This window comes from Bradyrhizobium sp. AS23.2, assembly GCF_001908185.1.
GTDB lineage: Bacteria > Pseudomonadota > Alphaproteobacteria > Rhizobiales > Xanthobacteraceae > Bradyrhizobium.
The window spans coordinates 26,018-44,046 of the sequence record NZ_LGHM01000054.1; the positions used below are offsets into that span (position 1 = coordinate 26,018).

At 62.5% G+C, this 18,029-nt stretch carries 17 protein-coding genes; 3 read left to right on the forward strand and 14 right to left on the reverse strand.

What is annotated here, in order from left to right:
- Positions 1 to 242 precede the first annotated feature (242 nt).
- Positions 243 to 407, forward strand: a complete 165-nt coding sequence (locus tag AC630_RS45400) for a hypothetical protein (RefSeq protein WP_167561201.1) — start codon at positions 243 to 245, stop codon at positions 405 to 407.
- Positions 408 to 1,061: 654 nt separating this feature from the next.
- On the opposite strand, the gene AC630_RS13150 is transcribed toward AC630_RS45400, so the two are convergent.
- Both AC630_RS13150 and AC630_RS13155 read right to left on the reverse strand, forming a co-directional pair.
- Positions 1,062 to 1,325 (reverse strand): hypothetical protein, encoded by a 264-nt coding sequence (locus AC630_RS13150; RefSeq protein ID WP_245330368.1) that lies wholly within the window; start codon positions 1,323 to 1,325, stop codon positions 1,062 to 1,064.
- Positions 1,326 to 1,525: 200 nt separating this feature from the next.
- The gene (locus AC630_RS13155; protein ID WP_074118949.1) at positions 1,526 to 1,777 is read right to left on the reverse strand and encodes a hypothetical protein; all 252 of its coding nucleotides are present in this window, start codon (positions 1,775 to 1,777) and stop codon (positions 1,526 to 1,528) included.
- Positions 1,778 to 2,559: 782 nt separating this feature from the next.
- On the opposite strand from AC630_RS13155, the gene AC630_RS13160 reads away from it, so the two are divergent.
- Complete coding sequence (locus tag AC630_RS13160) at positions 2,560 to 2,925, forward strand: VanZ family protein (protein ID WP_074118950.1); 366 nt, start codon at positions 2,560 to 2,562, stop codon at positions 2,923 to 2,925.
- A gap of 560 nt (positions 2,926 to 3,485) precedes the next feature.
- Here AC630_RS13160 and AC630_RS13165 read toward each other — a convergent pair.
- The 12 genes from AC630_RS13165 to AC630_RS13220 form a co-directional block, all read right to left on the reverse strand.
- Entirely contained in the window at positions 3,486 to 3,767 is a 282-nt protein-coding gene (locus AC630_RS13165) for a hypothetical protein (protein WP_074119023.1), read from the reverse strand.
- A gap of 502 nt (positions 3,768 to 4,269) precedes the next feature.
- Positions 4,270 to 4,728, reverse strand: a complete 459-nt coding sequence (locus tag AC630_RS13170; RefSeq protein ID WP_074118951.1) for a hypothetical protein — start codon at positions 4,726 to 4,728, stop codon at positions 4,270 to 4,272.
- 148 nt (positions 4,729 to 4,876) lie between these two features.
- Positions 4,877 to 6,604 carry a chemotaxis protein gene (locus AC630_RS13175; RefSeq protein WP_143198017.1) on the reverse strand — a complete coding sequence of 576 codons (1,728 nt, stop codon included), beginning with the start codon at positions 6,602 to 6,604 and terminating at the stop codon, positions 4,877 to 4,879.
- 5 nt (positions 6,605 to 6,609) lie between these two features.
- Positions 6,610 to 7,701: a protein-glutamate methylesterase/protein-glutamine glutaminase gene (locus AC630_RS13180; protein ID WP_074118952.1), complete on the reverse strand. Its 1,092-nt coding sequence runs from the start codon at positions 7,699 to 7,701 to the stop codon at positions 6,610 to 6,612.
- Positions 7,702 to 7,716: 15 nt separating this feature from the next.
- Positions 7,717 to 8,571 (reverse strand): CheR family methyltransferase, encoded by an 855-nt coding sequence (locus AC630_RS13185; RefSeq protein ID WP_074118953.1) that lies wholly within the window; start codon positions 8,569 to 8,571, stop codon positions 7,717 to 7,719.
- Positions 8,572 to 8,707: 136 nt separating this feature from the next.
- Positions 8,708 to 10,903 carry a HAMP domain-containing methyl-accepting chemotaxis protein gene (locus tag AC630_RS13190; protein WP_074118954.1) on the reverse strand — a complete coding sequence of 732 codons (2,196 nt, stop codon included), beginning with the start codon at positions 10,901 to 10,903 and terminating at the stop codon, positions 8,708 to 8,710.
- Positions 10,904 to 10,968: 65 nt separating this feature from the next.
- Entirely contained in the window at positions 10,969 to 11,457 is a 489-nt protein-coding gene (locus AC630_RS13195; RefSeq protein ID WP_074118955.1) for a chemotaxis protein CheW, read from the reverse strand.
- Positions 11,458 to 11,517: 60 nt separating this feature from the next.
- Complete coding sequence (locus AC630_RS13200) at positions 11,518 to 13,209, reverse strand: methyl-accepting chemotaxis protein (protein ID WP_074118956.1); 1,692 nt, start codon at positions 13,207 to 13,209, stop codon at positions 11,518 to 11,520.
- Positions 13,210 to 13,251: 42 nt separating this feature from the next.
- Positions 13,252 to 13,713, reverse strand: coding sequence for a chemotaxis protein CheW (locus AC630_RS13205; RefSeq protein WP_167561202.1), 462 nt, complete (start codon positions 13,711 to 13,713; stop codon positions 13,252 to 13,254).
- On the reverse strand, positions 13,713 to 15,833 hold the full coding sequence (locus tag AC630_RS13210) for a chemotaxis protein CheA (RefSeq protein WP_074118958.1): 2,121 nt from the start codon (positions 15,831 to 15,833) through the stop codon (positions 13,713 to 13,715). The genes AC630_RS13205 and AC630_RS13210 overlap by 1 nt, the downstream gene beginning before the upstream one ends.
- Entirely contained in the window at positions 15,830 to 16,195 is a 366-nt protein-coding gene (locus AC630_RS13215; RefSeq protein ID WP_027562191.1) for a response regulator, read from the reverse strand. Before AC630_RS13215 ends, AC630_RS13210 begins: the two co-directional genes overlap by 4 nt.
- The gene (locus AC630_RS13220; RefSeq protein WP_074118959.1) at positions 16,195 to 16,518 is read right to left on the reverse strand and encodes an STAS domain-containing protein; all 324 of its coding nucleotides are present in this window, start codon (positions 16,516 to 16,518) and stop codon (positions 16,195 to 16,197) included. The genes AC630_RS13215 and AC630_RS13220 overlap by 1 nt, the downstream gene beginning before the upstream one ends.
- Before the next feature lie 283 nt (positions 16,519 to 16,801).
- Here AC630_RS13220 and AC630_RS13225 point away from each other — a divergent pair, with 283 nt between their 5' ends.
- Positions 16,802 to 17,941 (forward strand): response regulator, encoded by a 1,140-nt coding sequence (locus AC630_RS13225; RefSeq protein ID WP_074118960.1) that lies wholly within the window; start codon positions 16,802 to 16,804, stop codon positions 17,939 to 17,941.
- Positions 17,942 to 18,029: the final 88 nt, after the last annotated feature.

Here is an 18,029-nt window from a genome sequence, read left to right on the forward strand (position 1 = left end):
TCGTGCAGCTCAAACCAAACAATAGAGTTTTATGGACCTCACCGGTTCCACACGGCCGTCGCGACGCTTCGACCGACATGAATAATGCTTAGTTAACGGCCTTTACTTCACTCGATTCTCACCTCCCTGCCTCGCGACTGCGTCAAACAGCACAAAGATTAAACGCCGAGGTTGCAAACTCGTTCCGCGCGTTCTTACTGTTTACGACAACTTCGACGTTTGAATGACTAAGATCAAGAGTCTTGAAAGAAAAACTTGCCTGCCCACCAACGGAACTCGATGCGGCCCCGCACACTGCTCGCTCCGGTTACATTAAATACAACCACAACCGCAATATCGAACGCACCATGCGTTGCCCGGCCAAACGTCGGGCCAGCGGTGCACTTCAAAACTTCCGCTCCATCTAGTTCGGTTCTTCCGGAGCCCCGCTGTTGAAGCGCTTGGTGTCATGAGCGTCTAAACAACATCGTCATGCGAGGCCGACCTGGATCATGTCTCAAACAGGTCGATGGTGCGGCAAACATTTGCTCGCCAATCTATTCTGGCTAGAATAGCAAAGCTGCAGGAAGGTCACAAAGTTGCACGCTTCTTTTCAAGAAAACTCGATGAGTGTGGCTCGACGATGGGATGATCGCTACGTTCGAGCGCAGTAAACGGACGGCGTGAGGTCGCGTAAAATTCGCATTGCAGACAAATTGAACTCTTGCCTTAAACCAATTTTAGAGCGCCGGAACTAGCTTCTTGGGGATCTTTCTGGAGTCCCTAAGCGATGTTGTTGATAGCCGGTAGTATATCGACGGGGCTCGTCCTCGGTCTGCGGTACCGAGTGTTCATTCTCCTACCAGCCATACTTGTTGGAGCGCTCGCAATCAGCGCGGTCTCGCCGCAACCGCTTTGGCAAGCGTGGACTTCAGTCCTGACCTTTGCCGTTCTGCTGCAGATAAGCTATGTCGCTGGCGCACTCTTGAGATTTGCCACCAGCAGCGGAGTTACCGCCAACGTCCCGGGTGAACTCAGCCGCGCCCGATCGCATTGAGATCAACCTCTTCCTGCAGGGTGGACTACGGCGCCCTACTGGTGCTCGCTCGGATCAGACTGAGGCCGATAGTGCGGGAGTCCCCAGCTCTTTGTAACCGCTTTTGCCCGCATACGATCTCAACATCGAACAGATCGTGATGATGGCTATCGCGCGGTTCGCGATGCAAATACTCGTCGTCCCCGTTGCCAAGAGCAACGGCTGCCCTTGCCAAAACATCGTCGACCCGGCGGCCGAGACCTGCCCGCTCACGCACTCCCGCCTGCAGAGCGTCCTCGATGGCAGTCATGATGGCTCCCACGCGATGTCGGTCGGTTTTCGACATCCCGGTCGGCCGAGCGCACTCGGAATTCGGATAGGCCGTCGCAGCGAAGGAAATTCTGGCTGCGAGCCCTCAGGAACAGTTGGAACATGGACGGAATTCTCGTTCGCGGTCAGCGTTCACAGAAGATCGCTCTCCTGTGGTTAACGAAGATCTACCAGCTACAATTAGACCGCGTGAACCATCCAGCTCCGCCAGGCGCTTTCATGCTTCTCGTAAAGCACCAGCCATCTCTGTTCACCCAGTCCGGAGGAACCAACGGCGGCTTCCCCCACCACGCTCACGCTCTGCGGCTCGGCCTGCGCCCGATCCAAACCTTCGAATTCCTCTGTCTCCTCGATCGTCAGGCCGATCAGAACGCGCCGACCAATTGCATCAACAAAATACCTTCGAGGAGCCGCGCCGCTTGGAGCAATCATACTGAATCCTGCGCCTAGTATCCAAAGGTAACGCGGGTGATTGTGTGCCGCACCCGCGTGCAAATTCAAAATCAGACAATCCCTTGAATTCCAAATCGGCTCATGCGAGCAACACAAAGATGATGGCTACGCAGCTGCGCCACTTAAAAACTAGCCCCCCACTGGCGCACGCGCAATTTGGATCTCGTAGCAACGTTAAGGCGCCGAGCCAAAGCAGCGACCAATCGCAGGGCGCCGTGCAAAGGTTAGGGATCGGTGCGCACGCACAACACCCATACGGTAAGGTTGAGCAGTTAGCTTAACACCCGTAGTTTGTTGCGAAGTTTTCAGAATCCCCTATCCATCTCCACACCGGGCTTCCCCAAGGCCTGGCCCCGCCCAAGCAAAGCCGCCGAGCGAACAGGGTCCGCTTGGCGGCTTTGTTATCGGTCGCCAGAGACTTCCGCTTGATGGTGATCGCTGAGGCCGTCGAAACCGAAGAGCAGGTCCGCGCGCTGATCTCGTGCAGTGTCGAAGAAAAACCAGGGCCATCTCGTCGCGGGCGCCCCCTTCGCCAGGTTCGGCGAGCTGGTCGGCTCGCGGCGCGCGAGGATTGCGATCGCACAGCAAGGCTCTCGTGCCCTGACCGTGCCTGCCAGCCCAATCGGATAGGTCGCCGAATTGCCTCGCCCGAGCCTGTCCCCAAACGACTAAGGTGAAGTCTCCGCTCCGGAGTGAAAGGACCTTAACGATGCTCTCGGCTTTCTAGAGCAACCAACTCGCCGACTGGCTATGCTGGTCACATGCGCCATAACCGTCTCATTGCAGCCGCGGGCATCTGTCTCGCGCTCATCGTCTACGCTGCGCTGGCTCGGCTGGCGGGGAGGCCTGTGCTTGTGGGCCATGCAGAGGCCTACTGGGTCATCGTCATAGAGCGCTTCAGCGCCTATGGCCTGCTTGGCTTTCTCCTATCCTTCCTGCTCCCCGGGCGCGTTGCTGTGGCCTGTATCCTCGCCGTAGTCGTCGTGACCGGGATCGAGCTCGTTCAAACGTTAATTCCTGATCGCAATACCGTATTCACCGACATGATGCAGAAGGCGGCCGGCGGTATCGTAGGCGTCTTCCTCGCTCAGACTATCTTGGCTTTCCTACCCCGGCCGCCGGCTTAGCGCCGTCAGCCTGTCTGGACCGGCCAGACGTCGCGCCCCGTCGGAACGAAACGGAGTCCTAGCGTCTGCCTGCGCCACTCGCCACCGGGATTGGTCACCACGTGGATGTTCGCGTACCGCTTACCGGCCAAGAGAGCCCGAGCTTGCGTCCCGATGAGAGCCTCGCCTGGATCGAGCCTCGCACCGAGTTGAACGAAAGCGTGATACCGGATCTCTCACCGGCTGGGAATGCATCCCCAGCGCAGGCCTGCTACAATCGGGATAGGCGACCGTGCAGGTCAGATCCTTCGTGTCCGCATTGAATATCGCTTCCACTGTGCCTGAATTGACGCTTGCATTGGGCGGCACTTCGTTGCGGCCCTTGATCTCCGTGGCAATTTGACCCCTACCGCGGTGACGGCCGCCGCGAGACTGGAGAACAACCAATGCACCCGCTCGGCCGAGGCTTGACGCCTTCTCAGCCATGGCGATGTTGGCCCTTCTGCTTGCGTGAAACACCGGCAATCGCGCCAAGCTCCGAATACGATTGAGCCTGATTCGAAGGGAGCCGGAGCGGCGAGCTAGGCGACTCCGCGTCCGAAGCTCGTCCGTGTCCTGAAGACGCCCGACATTTTCCGATGGGTGTCACGCAACGCCGCGATTGCATCGTCGAGGTCAGACTCGGCTTCGCGAATCGTCTCTAAGAACCGCGCCATCAACGCGGCATTTAGCTTGACGCGGGTATTTCCGTCGCGGCTCTTGCGCCGATCGAGCAATAGATGCTGCGCCTGCAATCTGGCCTCGGCAGCACTAAAGCCGCAAAGTGTCCCAAGCTCGTGATACGTCATCCAGATCTGAGGCATGCCCTGTTCGTCCCTTGTTATGGGGCCCAACTTAGATTTCATCTTTAAAGGCACAGTTGCCGCAGTGCGGTCCCACCATGTTTTCGCTAGAACAGCGTCAACACGACGCTAAAATGTGAAAGTGACGGTGGCACAGAAGGCTATAAGGGGAAGAGCCCGCGCCTGCCTTGGAACGAGACGCCCTAGAGTGTATCCGGCCAAGGCTGCAATTTCGGTAAATTAAAAAAATCCGGTCGTTTGCTACCTATTGCACACGAGAGCGAAAAACCTATGATGGCAGTCATTCTGAGCAATAATATTTGAAAGAGATTTCCTTGGCATCGCTCCAGCTGAGTAACGTCGCCGCTTCGGGGATACAGCGTGCGTATCCTTCATTTTTTTTTCACCGCGACGGCCTTGGCGCAGCGACGAATCGCTCGCTTGCGCCGTAAATTTCCGGATTGGCTTGCTCTCGCTCTCCTCGTGATCGCCGCGGATTTCCTTCTGGCGACAGTAGCTTGGCTTATTGTCGATCGGGCTCTGACCTAACGGATCCCGGCGTGAACGGATGGCGCTGCCGGGAGCGGCTGTCGAGGCCCTTGGGCAGCTTGTCGGCATTGAGCTTCACGACCGCTCGTCGGGCGTCGGCTGCCGGCGCGTCTTCCTGGCTGTAGATCAGTGTCGCCTCGAACTTCACGTCGGGCACTTCCCTGGCCGTTCCCGAACAGGTCGCCACCAGGCCGTTGCACACCCCCAGGAGATTGACCTCGACCTCGTCCGGCCCGAACACGCTCGGCGGGCCGTCAGCGTGCCGGTTCACGGTCAGGACGGCCGAGAAGCGCTCCTCGTCGACGCGGTAGGAGCCTCCATAAGTAAAGAAGCTGTCGCTGCCCGAGATGCGGCCCTCGGTCAGATCCACAAGGCCGGTGCCCTGGCCGCGTGGGGTCCTGAACCAGGCAGCGTATCTACCGTCTCTCAGCATGGGAAATTTCCCGGCGTGAAAATTGACTCGTATTTGCGATCAATTCCGGGGCGCGACAATGACCGAACTGGCGGCTCTTTCGGCAGAGTTAACGCCCCGCAAACCCAATCCATCGAATTGACACCGACGCACGACGCCGGCGGCGCCGTCAAAACAATTCTATGCCATCATCCGCGCTCTCGACTGCCTCGACGCGCCGCGTGGCAGCGATCGACGCAAGCCCAAGCGTTTGCAGAAATTCCCGGTGAACGTCCCGCTCGCGTTCCATCGTGTAACGCGCGAAGAAATCGTCGAGCATCGCCTGATCCTGCGCGCCGGGCTCTGGCCGCTGCGTGCCCGCGCTCGCGGTCTCGAGGCGCGCGGCGACCGCAGGCAAGGCCGCGGAGCTATCGCCGAGCGAGCTCATCAGGTATTGCGCTGAATTCATCAGGCCTTCGAATTCCGCACCTTCACTGACGAGCCGGCTCATCAGCTTGCCGAGCCGTTCGTTGCCCGCCTCCACTTCGCGCAGCGCCTGGAGGATTTGCGGCTCCAGCTTGGCGAGCTGGGTGGGATTGCCCTGCACGCGAAGCTCCTTCAGCTCTTTGGCCGAGCGCTCGATGTCATCGAGCACCGGGCGCAGCCGCCCCGCGCCCGCCGAGACCTGGTCGGCGGTCGCCTTGAGCTCGTTGGCGATGACGACGAAAGCGCTGCCGCGGCTGCCGAGATGGCTGGCCTTGAGGCCCGCATTCATGCCGATCAGCGTGATGTCGACGGTTGCCTCGGCGAGCCCGGCGATCGCCTGGCGAAACTTCGCCAGCGTGTCCTCGACGATCGCGAGCGCATCGTCGACGGAGCGGCCGGCGCTCTCGCAAGTCGCGATCAGGGTCGAGGCGTGCGCCAGCGTCTGCTTGATGCGTGCGAGGAACGACGACTCGCCACCATCCCCGCCGCCAAACAGCGTACGGCCGTGACCAACGACGCCGCTCGCATCGTGCAAGATCGCGGTCAGCGCGCGCACGATCTGGCCGATGTCGCCGCCGAACTCGCGCTGGGCGTCCCTGAGCAGGGCCGCCTGCAACTGGCAGATCGCGCGCGCGCCGTCCTCGCTCGCGACCGGCCCCGGAACCAGGCTCGGGCCAGACCCCGACGCAAGACCGAGGCCATGACAAACATGCTCGAGCCGCTGTCGCGTGCTGTCGCCGGCCTGCAGGGAAATGATCGAACTGCCGACCGCCTCGGCGATCTTCCTGGTGCTGGCGCTCGCCAGATCGGCGAGTTGGCTGCTCTTGCTGCGCTGGTCGCGCAATCCGGAATAGGCATCGCCGAGCTCGGCGCTTTCCGACACCAGCTGATTCCGGTAGCGGCTCTCGAATTCCTGCTGCCGGCCGGACGCGGTGGCAACCGCCTCGGACAGGCGCTGCTGGTCCCGTGCGCAGCCTTCGATCGAGCGCTGCACGGCCTTGCCGAGATCGTATGCTTCCTGCGTGAAGGCGAGAAAGCCCTCGCGATCGCCGTCGAGGGAAGCCGCTTCGATCCGTGCGCTGCGCGCGATGATGGTGATCATCTGGATGTGCTTGAACAGCGGCTTGAGCAGCGAAGACGCCTCCGCGGTGCTCGTGCCGATTGTCGCAAGCAGGGCGCTTTCGGCCGGCAGCGCCTGCGCCAGCTCACTGAGCCGCGCAGCGATCTCCTGCAAGGCGGTCGCGGCACCCTCGATCTCGGCGCCGGAGAGTTCCTCCGAGAGCGTCGCGAGGCCCTGATTGAGCTCCTTGAAGATGATGTGACCACGACCGAGCTCGTGGCCGACGCGCGCAAAGACGTCCTCGATGCGCGACGAGACGTCCTCGATCGCAACGAGCGCCTCAGTGAGCGTATTGGCCGGAATGGCGGACATTGCAATCAACCTGTCAGCGCCGCGTGCCCGGCCTGATACCAGAGCATGATCTCGCGCGGGATTTGGTTCAGCGAGACGACCTTCTCGACGCCACCATGGGCAATGGCTTCCTTGGGCATGCCGAACACCACGCAGCTTTCCTCATCCTGCGCTCGCGTCGAGGCTCCGAGCTTGCGCATCTCCAGCATCCCGCGCGCGCCGTCGTCGCCCATGCCGGTCATGATGACGCCGAGCGCATTGGCACCTGCGTGCTGTGCCGCCGAGCGGAACAGCACGTCGACGGACGGACGATGCCGCGACACCGGCGGGCCGTCCTTGATCGCGATCTGATAGCGCAGGCCGATGCGCTGAAGCAGCATGTGACGGGCGCCCGGCGCGATGTAGGCGCAGCCCGGCAGAACCGGCTCGCCGTCCTCGGCTTCCTTGACCCGGATCTGGCAGATGCTGTCGAGACGTTTGGCAAAGGCCGCGGTGAATCCTGCCGGCATGTGCTGGACAATGACGATGGGAGGACAGTGCGGCGGCAGCATCTCGAGCACGTCGTTGAGCGCCTCGGTGCCACCGGTCGATGAACCGATGCACACGATGCGTTCCGTCGTCGGCCGGACCTTGCTTTGCACTGGCGGCGGGATGATGGCGTCAGCGGTCAGCTTCTTCTCGACCACCCGCCGCTCCGACCGTGGGCGCACGCGCGCGCGCGCCGCCGACTTCACGGCCTCGCGAAGCCGCGTAGAGCATTCGAGCAGCGCCTGCCGCGTGTCGATCTTCGGCTTGGGCACGATGTCGACGGCGCCCGCCTCGAACGCCTCGAACATCACGTTCGAGCCCTCGCCGGTAAGCGACGAGCAGATGATCACCGGGATCGGACGCTGCGCCATGATCTTGCGCAGAAACGTCATGCCGTCCATCCGCGGCATCTCGATGTCGAGGATGATGACGTCGGGGATCTCGTTCTGAAGGCGCCGGGCCGCTGCGAACGGATCCGAGGCCGTGCCCATCACCTCGATGTCGGGATCACCGTTGAGGATCGTTTGCATAATTTGGCGCACCGACGCCGAATCGTCCACGATCAGTACGCGAACCTTCTCCCTCGGCATTTAGTTGCGCTCCGGCTAGACCTGGAAAATGGTGGGCTGCACCTGCTTCAAACCAGGCACGGCGCTGTGAATCATCGATTCCGAATGTCCGACCAGCAGGTAGCCGCCCGGCCGCAAATGGTTGCACAATTGCTCGATCACCTTGCGCTGCGTCTCGCGCTCGAAATAGATCAGGACGTTGCGGCAGAAGATGATGTCGACGTCGCGGTCGACGGGATAGGACGCATCCATGAGGTTCATCCGCATGAAATGCGTCATGCGGCGCAATTCCGGCACCACCCGCACCTCACCGCGCGACTTGTCCCGCGACGACAGGAAATATCGCTTCACGAATTGCTCAGGCACCGGCCCGATCGCGTCACGGGCGTAGATTGCGGCCTTGGCAAGGCGCAGCACGGCGGTCGAAATGTCGGTCCCGAGGATGCGATACTGGAACCGCGATCCGCTCCGCGCCACGTCGTCCAGCACCATCGCAGTCGTATAAGCCTCCATGCCGGTGGAGCTCGCCGAGCTCCAGATCTTCAGGTTCGCGTTCCTGCGTCCGCGTAGCTTGAGCAGAGCCGGAACAGCGACCTCCCGTATGAACGTGAAGTGCTGGGGCTCGCGGAAGAAGTCGGTCTTGTTGGTGGTGACGACATCGATGAGATGGGTCAGCTCAGTTTCGAAATGATCCGCCTCGAACAGATTGTCGACATACTCGTTGAGATCGGAATAATTCAGCGCGCGCACACGCTTATGCAATCGGCCTTCCAGCATCAGCCGTTTGCCTGGCGGCAGCTTGATGCCGACCTGGCCTTCGATCAGCTCGGCAATGGCCCGGAAGTGGCGGTCCGACAGATGCACGGCCGTATGCTGCACGGCCGGCATCATGGCCGTCTGCTCCGGCGAGCGATGGCCGCATGCACAGAATGTCGGGCAATAGGCGCCATCTCGAAACCTTACGCGTTTACGCGATCATTGAGCACGAACCGGTCCACCACGAGGATGGACCGGCTTCCGGGATATCCTAGCGTTGGAAATCGGCGTCCCGATCGTCCTCACCGTCATTCATGTCGAAGGCGAACCCGCCGCCGTTCGCGGCCTTCATGGCACGCGCCGGCTTGGCCAGCGGCTTCCTGGCCGGCCGCTCCGCCGCCGCCATGGCGGCAGCCTTCGCACGCAACTGATTAACTGCACGGTCGATCGGCGCCGCCGCCTGGACCTTGGCGCCCTGCTCGATGCGGAAATAGGCGATCGTCGACTGCAACTGCTCGGCCTGCGAGGCGAGCTCCTCCGAGGTCGAGGAGACCTCTTCGGAGGCGCTGGCATTCTGCTGGCCGACCTTGTCGAGCTGCTGAATCGCCTGGTTGATCTGCGAGGAGCCGACATCCTGCTCGCGGCAGGCCGACGTGATTTCTTCAACCAGTTCGGCCGTCTTCTTGATATCGGGCACCAGTTTGGCGAGCATATTCCCGGCATCCTGCGCGACCTTCACGGTCTCACTCGAGAGAGAACCGATCTCGGCCGCCGCCGCCTGGCTACGCTCGGCAAGTTTCCGCACCTCTGAGGCCACCACGGCAAAGCCCTTGCCATGCTCGCCGGCACGTGCGGCTTCGACTGCCGCGTTCAGGGCGAGCAGATCTGTCTGCCGTGCAATCTCCTGAACAATGGTGATCTTCTCCGCGATCGTCTGCATCGCTTCCACCGCACGGCCCACGGCGGCACCGCTGGCCTCGGCGTCCTTGGCCGATTGCGCCGCGATCTTTTCGGTCTGGTTGGCATTGTCGGCGTTCTGCTTCACGTTCGCCGCCATCTCCTCCATCGAGGAGGACGCCTCTTCTGCGGAGGACGCCTGCTCGGTCGCCCCCTGCGAGAGCTGCTCTGCGCTGGCCGAAAGCTCCTGGCTGCCCGCGGACACGTTCTGCGCCGCGGTCAGAGCCTCGGACACGATCTGGCGAAGCTTCTCGACCATACGCTCCAGGGCCAGCCCGAGCGTATCCTTGTCCGAGAGCGGCCTCGCCTCAACGGTGAGGTTGCCATGCGCAATCTCGTTGGCGATCCCGGCCGTCGCGTTCAGGTTCACTGTCATCACGTTCAGAGCCTTGATCAGATCGCCGATCTCGTCATCGCTCGATACATCGATCTTCTGACTGAGATCGCCGAGCGCGACCGCATCGGCGAGACCGACGGCTCGGGAGAGACCGCGGCTGATGTTGATCGCGATCCAGACGGCTGACCCGACAGCCACCAGAAGCGACGCGATGATGATGCTGATCAAGATGATCTTGGCCTGGCTCGCGTCGGCTGCGGCTTCAGCCGCCTGCTCTCTCATCACCTTCTTCTGATAGGAGATGTAGTTCGCCGATGTCGTGATCGCTTCCGCGGCGTTCGCTTTTCCCTCGGTCGCGGCCAGCGCTGCGGCGCGGATATTGCCGCCTTCCCTCACGATGTCCGTCACCTTGGCAATGATCTTCAGAACCCGTTCCGTCTGTGCCGCGAGGGTGGTCGACGACTGTCCGGCGACCGTCAGCGGAGCGAAGCTCTGCTGCACGGAGTCCCGAAGCGCAGTCAGGCGGTCGTCCATCACTTTCATCGACGCATTCAGCTCATCCATGCTGGTCGCCGAAAAGGTCAGCGCGACCTGCCGCTGGGCTCGTGCGCCCTCCAGCCTGATTGTCTGGAGTGCCATCAGGACGTTAGCTCGCTCGGTCGAGCTTGCCGCGCGGCTGGTTTCCGCGAAAAGCGCATCGATGGAGTCGTTCCACTCCTTCAGAATGGGTTGCCCCTCGGACGCCCAGAGCTGAGCACCTCGGTTGTTCGAGTTCAAGAAAGCGAACTTCATGACGGAATCTTCGGTCGCATTCATCTTGTCGTACGCAGCCGAAAACTTCTCGATCAGGCGCTTTCCGGCCTCGGACGTGCCCGCATAGATTTCATCGCGGAGGCGGGTCGCCTCCTTTCGTCCCAGCTTGATCTCGTCCGAGATCGCCTGCATCTCAGATTCGGTCGAGGCGATGATGATGTCGCGCTCGGCGCGAGCCTGGGTCAGGACGAAATTCTGGAGCTCGCCGGCCCGCTCCATCCGTCCCGACCGCTGGACCAGCAACTCCGATGTGTCCGCAAGTTGGCTCAGCTTGACATAAGCGAGCCCACCGGTGATCGCCGACAGGATAATCACCGTGCCAAAGGCGCTCGCCAGTTTGGCTTTAACCGTAAGTCTCATCTCTCATTCCTCGAATTCGTTGTCTCTTGAACTGACGCAATACCGACTCTGCGAAAGGCGCGGTCCTAAGCCGCGACTGGAGGTTTGGAAGCGGCATCGGGCTGCGCCGGCATGTCCGCTCCTGCCATCAAGCGCGCCAGGTCGAAGATGATCACGAACCTGTCGCCCTTTCGTCCGATGCCGGCGATGTAGTCCGACTGCCAGCGGCCGCCGACGGCTGGAACCGGTTCGAGAGTACTCTCGTCGATATCGGTCACCTCGAAGACGCAATCCGCGACAAAGCCGACGCCGACCAGGCGATCTTGCATCGGCACGTCGAGAATGATGATCCGGGTGGCCTCGGTCGCCGCTACACTCGGCAAGCCAAGCTTGATACGGAGGTCAACGATCGGATAGCCGCTGCCGCGCACGTCGATCATTCCGAGCAGGAAGTCCGGCGCGTGCGGCAGGCGCGAGATTGGTCGCATGTCCAGGATTTCGCGGACATTGCGGATGCTGATGCCGAACGTCTCGCCGGCGAGCCCGAGCGTCAGATATTGCGAGGTCACGGCCATGATTGCAGTCCAGGGTCAGAAGGTTTGAATGCGCGGTCCGGCGTAAGGCCAGGCCATCCGTCAGCGTTGAAACTCGGCGTCGCGATCGTCCTCGCGATCCTGCATGTCGAAGGCAAATCCGCCGCCGCCAGCGACCTTGAGTGCGCGCACCGGCTTGACCTGAGGCTTCTTTCCGTCACGGTCAGCGGCCGCCATGTGCGCAGCCTTGGCACGGAGCTGACTGACGGCATGGTCGATCGGCGCAGCCGTCGCGCGCCCGCCGCGTCCGCCCTGCTCGATGCGGAAGAACGAGATCGTCGACTGCAGCTGCTCGGCCTGCGAGGCGAGTTCTTCAGAGGTCGAGGAGACCTGCTCGGAGGCGCTAGCGTTCTGCTGACCGACCTTGTCGAGTTGCTGGATCGCCTGGTTGATCTGGGCCGAACCCACGTCCTGCTCGCGGCAGGCCGCGGTGATCTCCTGGACCAGCTCCGCGGTCTTCTTGATGTCGGGCACCAGCTTGGACAGCATGTCGCCGGCTTCCTGGGCGACTTTCACCGTTTCCGTCGACAGCGTTCCGATGTCGGCCGCAGCCGCCTGGCTGCGCTCGGCGAGCTTGCGCACTTCGGAGGCGACCACGGCAAAGCCCTTACCATGCTCACCGGCGCGCGCGGCTTCGACCGCCGCGTTGAGCGCGAGCAGGTCGGTCTGGCGCGCGATCTCCTGCACGATCGTGATCTTCTCGGCGATGGTCTGCATCGCATGGACGGCGCGGCCTACGGCGACGCCGCTGGCTTCGGCGTCCTGGGCCGACCGCGCGGCGATCTTCTCGGTCTGGTTGGCATTGTCGGCGTTCTGCTTCACGTTCGAGGCCATCTCTTCCATCGAGGAGGAAGCTTCCTCAGCGGACGAGGCCTGCTCGGTGGCGCCCTGCGAGAGCTGCTCGGCGCTGGCGGAGAGCTCCTGGCTGCCGGCGGAGACATTCTGCGCGGCCGTCAGCGCCTCGGAGACAATCTGACGGAGCTTCTCGACCATCGTGTTCAGAGACTTGATGAGATCGCCGATCTCGTCATTGCTGGCGGAGGGAATAGTCTGGTTGAGATCGCCGTCAGCCACCGCTCCGGCAAGGCTGACTGCGCGGCCAAGCGAACGGCTGATCGAGATCGAGATCCACAGAGCCGCGCCGATCGCAACGAGCAGCGAAATGCCGATGAGCGTCATCAGCAGGAACTGCGCCTGGTGTCCTTCTTCTTTCGATTGGGCGGCCTGGTCGGCCATCTGCTTCTTGGTATTCTGCACATAGGCGCCCATCGACTCCAGCGCATCGGCGACGACCTTGCGGCCTTCGTTCATCGAGCGATCGGTCGCTTTCGCCTTGTCGGTCTTCGCGAGGCGGATCGTTTCTTCCTGGTAGGCGTTCATCTTCGCATAGGCGGCCGCGAAGCCGTCGAGCAGCTTCCTGCCGGCTTCGCTCGCCAGCGCATAAACCTCATCACGGATCTTCATCGCGTCTTCGCGCCGCTTGGCGGCATCGGCGGCGAACTGTTCCGCTTCGACTTCGGTTCCGAGAATGGCGTTCTTCTCTGCCCGCAACTGCAACAGGATCGTCTTCTCGATCTCGGTCGCCCTTTCCATGCGCTTGGCACGCAGGACCATGCTATCGGCGGTCGCCATCATGTCGCCGAGCTTCGTGTAAGCCACGCCGCCCGCCACCATGGACAGGATGATGACCAGGCCGAACGCGCTGGCCAGCTTCGCCTTGACCGTAAACCTCATCTTCAGCCCCTACCCCAGAGTCCCGCCCGTGGGACCACGATTTCAATTCAGGATGCGTTCCATGTTGGGAACGATGACGAACTCTTCACGCCACTTGGCGATGAAGCGAATGAACTCCGGCTTCCAGTGCATGCCGACGCGCGGTGTCTGCTGCACGTCAGACTGCGATATCTCCGTGACCTCGTAGACCTTGTCGGCGGTAACGCCGACCAGAACCGGCTCGCCGTCGAGCTGGAGCTCGATGACGACGATGCGCGTGTCGGCAGAGTTGTCGAGCTGCGGCATGCCGAAGCGAATGCGCAGGTCCGCAAGCGGAATGACGTTGCCGCGCACGTTGATCACGCTGGGAACGAAGGAGCGCGCGCCCGCAACCTTGGTCAGCGGCACCGGATCGATGATCTCGCGCACAAGGCCCGCGTCGAGCGCGAATTTCTCGTCGCCGAGGCCGATCATCACGACCTGCATCGCGTCGGCCTGATGCTCGCCGGCCAAACCATCGTTCATCACGCCGCCTCGCTGATATGCTGCTTCTCGACCTTCGACTGCGCCAACGTGACGAGCTGCGCGACGTCGAGGATCAGCGCCGCCGTGCCGTCACCCAGGATCGTCGCGCCGGAGAAGATCGTGACGTCGGAATGCAGCTTGGAGAGCGACTTGATCACGGTCTGGTGGTTGCCGATGATCTGGTCGGCGACGAGGCCAACGCGGGTCTCGCCGGTTGAGATGATGATCGTCTTCTGGTGCCGGTCGGGCGAACCCGACGAGGACATGATGTCACGCAGGCGCAGGAAGGGGACGAGGTTGCCGCGCACGTTGAGGAAATTGCGGCCTCGCGAGCGTTCGTCCTCGGCCGTCAGCTCGACGCATTCCTCCACCACCGAAAGCGGAATGATGTAGCGGCCTTCGCCGACGCGGATCAGGAGGCCTTCGATGATCGCGAGCGTCAGCGGCAGACGCAGTGTCACGGTGGTGCCTTCGCCCGGCCTGGTGGACAGGTCGATCGACCCGCGCATGTTCTCGATGGTGCGCTTGACCACGTCCATTCCGACGCCGCGGCCGGACAGCGCCGAGATGGTCTGCGCGGTCGAGAAGCCCGGATGGAACAGGAACTGGTGGATCTCGTGATCGGTGAGCACGGCGCCGGCAGCAATCAGCCCCTGCTCTTCCGCTTTCGCTCGAACGCGTGCGGTGTTGAGGCCGCCGCCATTGTCCTTCACGGTGACGAGCACCTGCGCGCCGGAATGAACGGCGGCGAGCTCAATCCGGCCCTGCGCGGTCTTGCCATTGGCAGCGCGCGTCGCGGTGTCCTCGATGCCGTGGTCGATGGCATTGCGGATCAGGTGCACCAGCGGATCGGCAAGGCACTCGATCATGGTCTTGTCGAGCTCGGTATCCTCGCCCGTGGTGACGAACTCGACCGGCTTCGACAGGTCCCGCGACAGGTCATGCACCAGGCGGCGGAAGCGGCCGAACAGCGATCCGATCGGCACCATGCGCGCGCCCATCGTGGTGTCGCGCAAGGACGAGGCGAGGCGCTCGATTTCCTCGGCGATCATCTTGATCGAGAGATCGGAACCGGACGCGGCGAGCTGGGTCAACCGCGCCTGGGCGATGACGAGTTCGCCAACCCGGTCCATCAATTCATCGAGACGTTCGGCCTGCACACGGACGGTGGCGATGCCGCGCTCTTGCTTGGCTTCCTCGCGACGCGCGGGCGCCGTCTCACGCTTGATCTCGGGCTTCGTTTCGGACCTGGCATCGCACCTGGCTTCGGATGTGGGCTCCGCCTTCGCGAGGGGCTGCTCGGCGGCCGGCGCAGCAGCAACCTCAATCACAGGCGCGGGCATCTCGGCCGCCGGGCCCGGCTCCTCGTCGAGAAGCTGGAACAGCGGTGCCGGCGCGGGCGCTTCGACATGCTCCAATGGTGAGAGCGTGAGCTTCATCTCGTCCTGGACGAACATGAAGACGTCGTCGATCGCGTCCTTGTCGCAAGCCGCGTGCAGCTTGACGTCCCATTTCAGATAGCAGTCTTCCGGCTCCATCTCGTCGAGGAACGGGATTCCCTCAGTGATCGGCACGACGAAGCAGGGACCAAGCTTGCTGAGGTCTTCCAACAGGTCGAGCGGATTCGAACCGTTGCGCAGGATGTGGGATTCAAATTCCAGATACAGGTGCCAGCCGGCTTGCTTGCTCTCAGCTGGAGCCCGCGGCGGCGCCTCGATGATCTCGGCGACCGGAGCGGCAGGCTGGTCGGCCGACACGAAGCGCTTGAGATCATCGAGGATGGCTTCGCCGATGATGTCGTCGGTCGATTGCGGATCCTCGATCAGCGCGCGGATATAATCCTTGGCCGCGAGCGCGACCGAGATCAGCTCCTGCGTCGGCTTGATCTCGCCCTTGCGGACACGATCGAAGGCGGTCTCGAATTCGTGGGTGAAGGAGGCGACCTTGTCGAAGCCGAACATGGCGCCCGAACCCTTGATCGTGTGCAGGGCGCGGAAGGCGGAATCGACCAGCTCGCGGTCGTCGGGACGCTGGCCGAGGTCGAGCAAGGCCCCTTCCAGGACCTCGAACAGCTCGCTGGCTTCCTGGCGAAAAACCTCGGTCGGGTCCATCGCGCTCATGCGCGCACCAACTTGCCGACGACGGCGAGCAGCTGCTCGGGCTTGAACGGCTTCGTGATCCAGCCGGTGGCGCCGGCGCTCTTGGCTTCCTGCTTCACCGCGTCGTTGGATTCGGTGGTCAGGAACACGATGGGCATGCCGACCGCGCTCGGCAGCTTGCGCAGCGCCCGGATCAGCTCGAGCCCGTTCATGACAGGCATATTGAGGTCGGTGATGACGAGATCGAGCTTGCCGGCCTGCGCCTTGGCGAGCCCTTGCGCGCCGTCGCCGGCCTCGATCACGTTGTGACCGGCCGGCTCGAGCACGACCTTGATCATCTGCCGAATGCTGGGGGAATCGTCGACCGTGAGAATCGTGGCCATTAGGTGCCATCTTTCTTTTGCGGGAAGTGCTGATCGATCATGGCCTCGCTGGCGAAGCCGGCGCGGCGAAGAGTGTTGCGCAAAGACTGGGAGAATGATGTGAGGACCACCGGGCGGCCCTGGGCCTCACCGGTCTTGGCGGTCGACAGCAGAAGCTGGATCGAGGTCACGTCGGCCTTGTCGACGCTCGAACAATCGATCTCGAGCCGGTCCTGCCGGCCGAAAGCTTCGCGGATCAGGTCATAGACGTTACGGATCGCAGCGATGCTGCAATCCGCCGGCAGCCGCAGGGACCACTTCGGCTCGGTGACATCAGACGACATTCGTCCCCCAAATTTCCCCGGATTCGCTGCGCATCGCGCGAATCCCGCACAACGACTATTCGTGTCGGAGAGTGTGCAAACCCCTAATGGACATCACCGTACAACTACGGGTCACAATCCGGAGGACTTCGCGTATGCACGCAGACGCGCATGGCCCGCTCAAATTTCATGCGCTGCGCGCAGTCATGAGCAGTTTGCCGCGGGCTTGATGTTTGCTTCGCGTTAAATCGCAAAGGCTATTCGTTGAGGTCATGCCTCGCCATCCGAACGAGCCCGGCCGCCGATGCTGACCCAAGCGCTTCTGATTGATGACAGCCGCTCCGTCCTCAATTTCCTGAAACATCATATCGAAGCCGAAGGCCTGATCGAGGCCACCACCTTCCTCGATCCCGTCGAGGCGCTCGCCTGCGCGCGCGAACGTGTGTTCGACCTCGTGCTGGTCGATTACGAGATGCCCCATATGGACGGCATCGCCTTCATCCGCACGTTCCGCACCTTGCCCGGCTGCGCAGACATCCCGATCGCGATGATCACTTCGCGGCAGACCGATGACGTCAAGATGGAAGCGCTGCAGGCTGGTGCAACCGATTTCCTCCCCAAGCAGCCGCAGAGCGTCGAGATGACGGTGCGCCTGCGCAATTTGGTGCGGCTCGGTGCAGCCGTACGCAGGCAGAACGACCGCGCCGCGGATCTGGCGAGCGCGGTGGCGGCCGCGACCCAGAAGCTCGGCGAGCGCGAGGAGGAGATCATCCTGCGGCTCGCGCTCGCGGTCGAATACCGCGACAACGACACCGGCGAGCACACGCTGCGCGTCGCCCGATACAGCCGCATCATCGCCGAGCAGCTCGGCCTGCCGGCCCGGCTCTGCCGCGACATCTATCTTGCCGCTCCCCTGCACGACGTCGGCAAAGTCGCCATTCCCGACAACATTCTTCTCAAGCCCGGCAAGCTCACCGACGAGGAGATGGCGGTGATCCGGACCCATGCGACGATCGGCGAGAAAATCCTGGCGGGCTCCAGCTGCGAGCTGATCCAGCTCGGTGCGCAAATTGCCGCAGGCCATCACGAGCGCTGGGACGGCGCGGGCTATCCCAACGGCCTCAGGGCGGACAAGATCCCGGTCGCCGCACGCGTGGTCGCGGTCGCCGACGTATTCGACGCGCTGACGACGCGGCGGCCATATAAAGAGCCGATGCCGCTCGAAGTGGCCCGCAATTACCTGGTCGAGAACAAGGGACGGCAGTTCGATCCCGCCTGCGTCGAGGCCTTCCTGTCGCGCTGGGGCGAGGTCGTGGAGATCGCCGCCGGGCAGCGGGCGACGCCATTTCAGAAGACCGAGACCCCGCTCGTCCCTATAGTAGAGAGAGTGGCTGAAAGTTGTCTGGTCGAGGCCCGCGCGCCCGGGACGGTCCCCGCCGCCTGACATTGCTGTCGGGACGTCAGCTTGCCGCGGCTCCGCTTTCTCCGGTCGCCGGTTTGAACCTCTTCCTGATAAAGTGCACTCAATATCT

Coding starts and splice junctions, on each gene's coding strand:
- AC630_RS13185 (WP_074118953.1), bottom strand. CDS start 8,571: ATGATGCCGGCCGTGCAGCATACGGCCGTGCATCTGTCGGACCGCCAC.
- AC630_RS13195 (WP_074118955.1), bottom strand. CDS start 11,457: ATGGCCGTGACCTCGCAATATCTGACGCTCGGGCTCGCCGGCGAGACG.
- AC630_RS13215 (WP_027562191.1), bottom strand. CDS start 16,195: ATGGCCACGATTCTCACGGTCGACGATTCCCCCAGCATTCGGCAGATG.
- AC630_RS13150 (WP_245330368.1), bottom strand. CDS start 1,325: ATGACTGCCATCGAGGACGCTCTGCAGGCGGGAGTGCGTGAGCGGGCA.
- AC630_RS13175 (WP_143198017.1), bottom strand. CDS start 6,604: ATGTCCGCCATTCCGGCCAATACGCTCACTGAGGCGCTCGTTGCGATC.
- AC630_RS13155 (WP_074118949.1), bottom strand. CDS start 1,777: ATGATTGCTCCAAGCGGCGCGGCTCCTCGAAGGTATTTTGTTGATGCA.
- AC630_RS13170 (WP_074118951.1), bottom strand. CDS start 4,728: ATGCTGAGAGACGGTAGATACGCTGCCTGGTTCAGGACCCCACGCGGC.
- AC630_RS13200 (WP_074118956.1), bottom strand. CDS start 13,209: ATGAGGTTTACGGTCAAGGCGAAGCTGGCCAGCGCGTTCGGCCTGGTC.
- AC630_RS13180 (WP_074118952.1), bottom strand. CDS start 7,701: ATGCCGAGGGAGAAGGTTCGCGTACTGATCGTGGACGATTCGGCGTCG.
- AC630_RS13190 (WP_074118954.1), bottom strand. CDS start 10,903: ATGAGACTTACGGTTAAAGCCAAACTGGCGAGCGCCTTTGGCACGGTG.
- AC630_RS13160 (WP_074118950.1), top strand. CDS start 2,560: ATGCGCCATAACCGTCTCATTGCAGCCGCGGGCATCTGTCTCGCGCTC.
- AC630_RS13225 (WP_074118960.1), top strand. CDS start 16,802: ATGCTGACCCAAGCGCTTCTGATTGATGACAGCCGCTCCGTCCTCAAT.
- AC630_RS13165 (WP_074119023.1), bottom strand. CDS start 3,767: ATGCCTCAGATCTGGATGACGTATCACGAGCTTGGGACACTTTGCGGC.
- AC630_RS13205 (WP_167561202.1), bottom strand. CDS start 13,713: ATGAACGATGGTTTGGCCGGCGAGCATCAGGCCGACGCGATGCAGGTC.
- AC630_RS13220 (WP_074118959.1), bottom strand. CDS start 16,518: ATGTCGTCTGATGTCACCGAGCCGAAGTGGTCCCTGCGGCTGCCGGCG.
- AC630_RS13210 (WP_074118958.1), bottom strand. CDS start 15,833: ATGAGCGCGATGGACCCGACCGAGGTTTTTCGCCAGGAAGCCAGCGAG.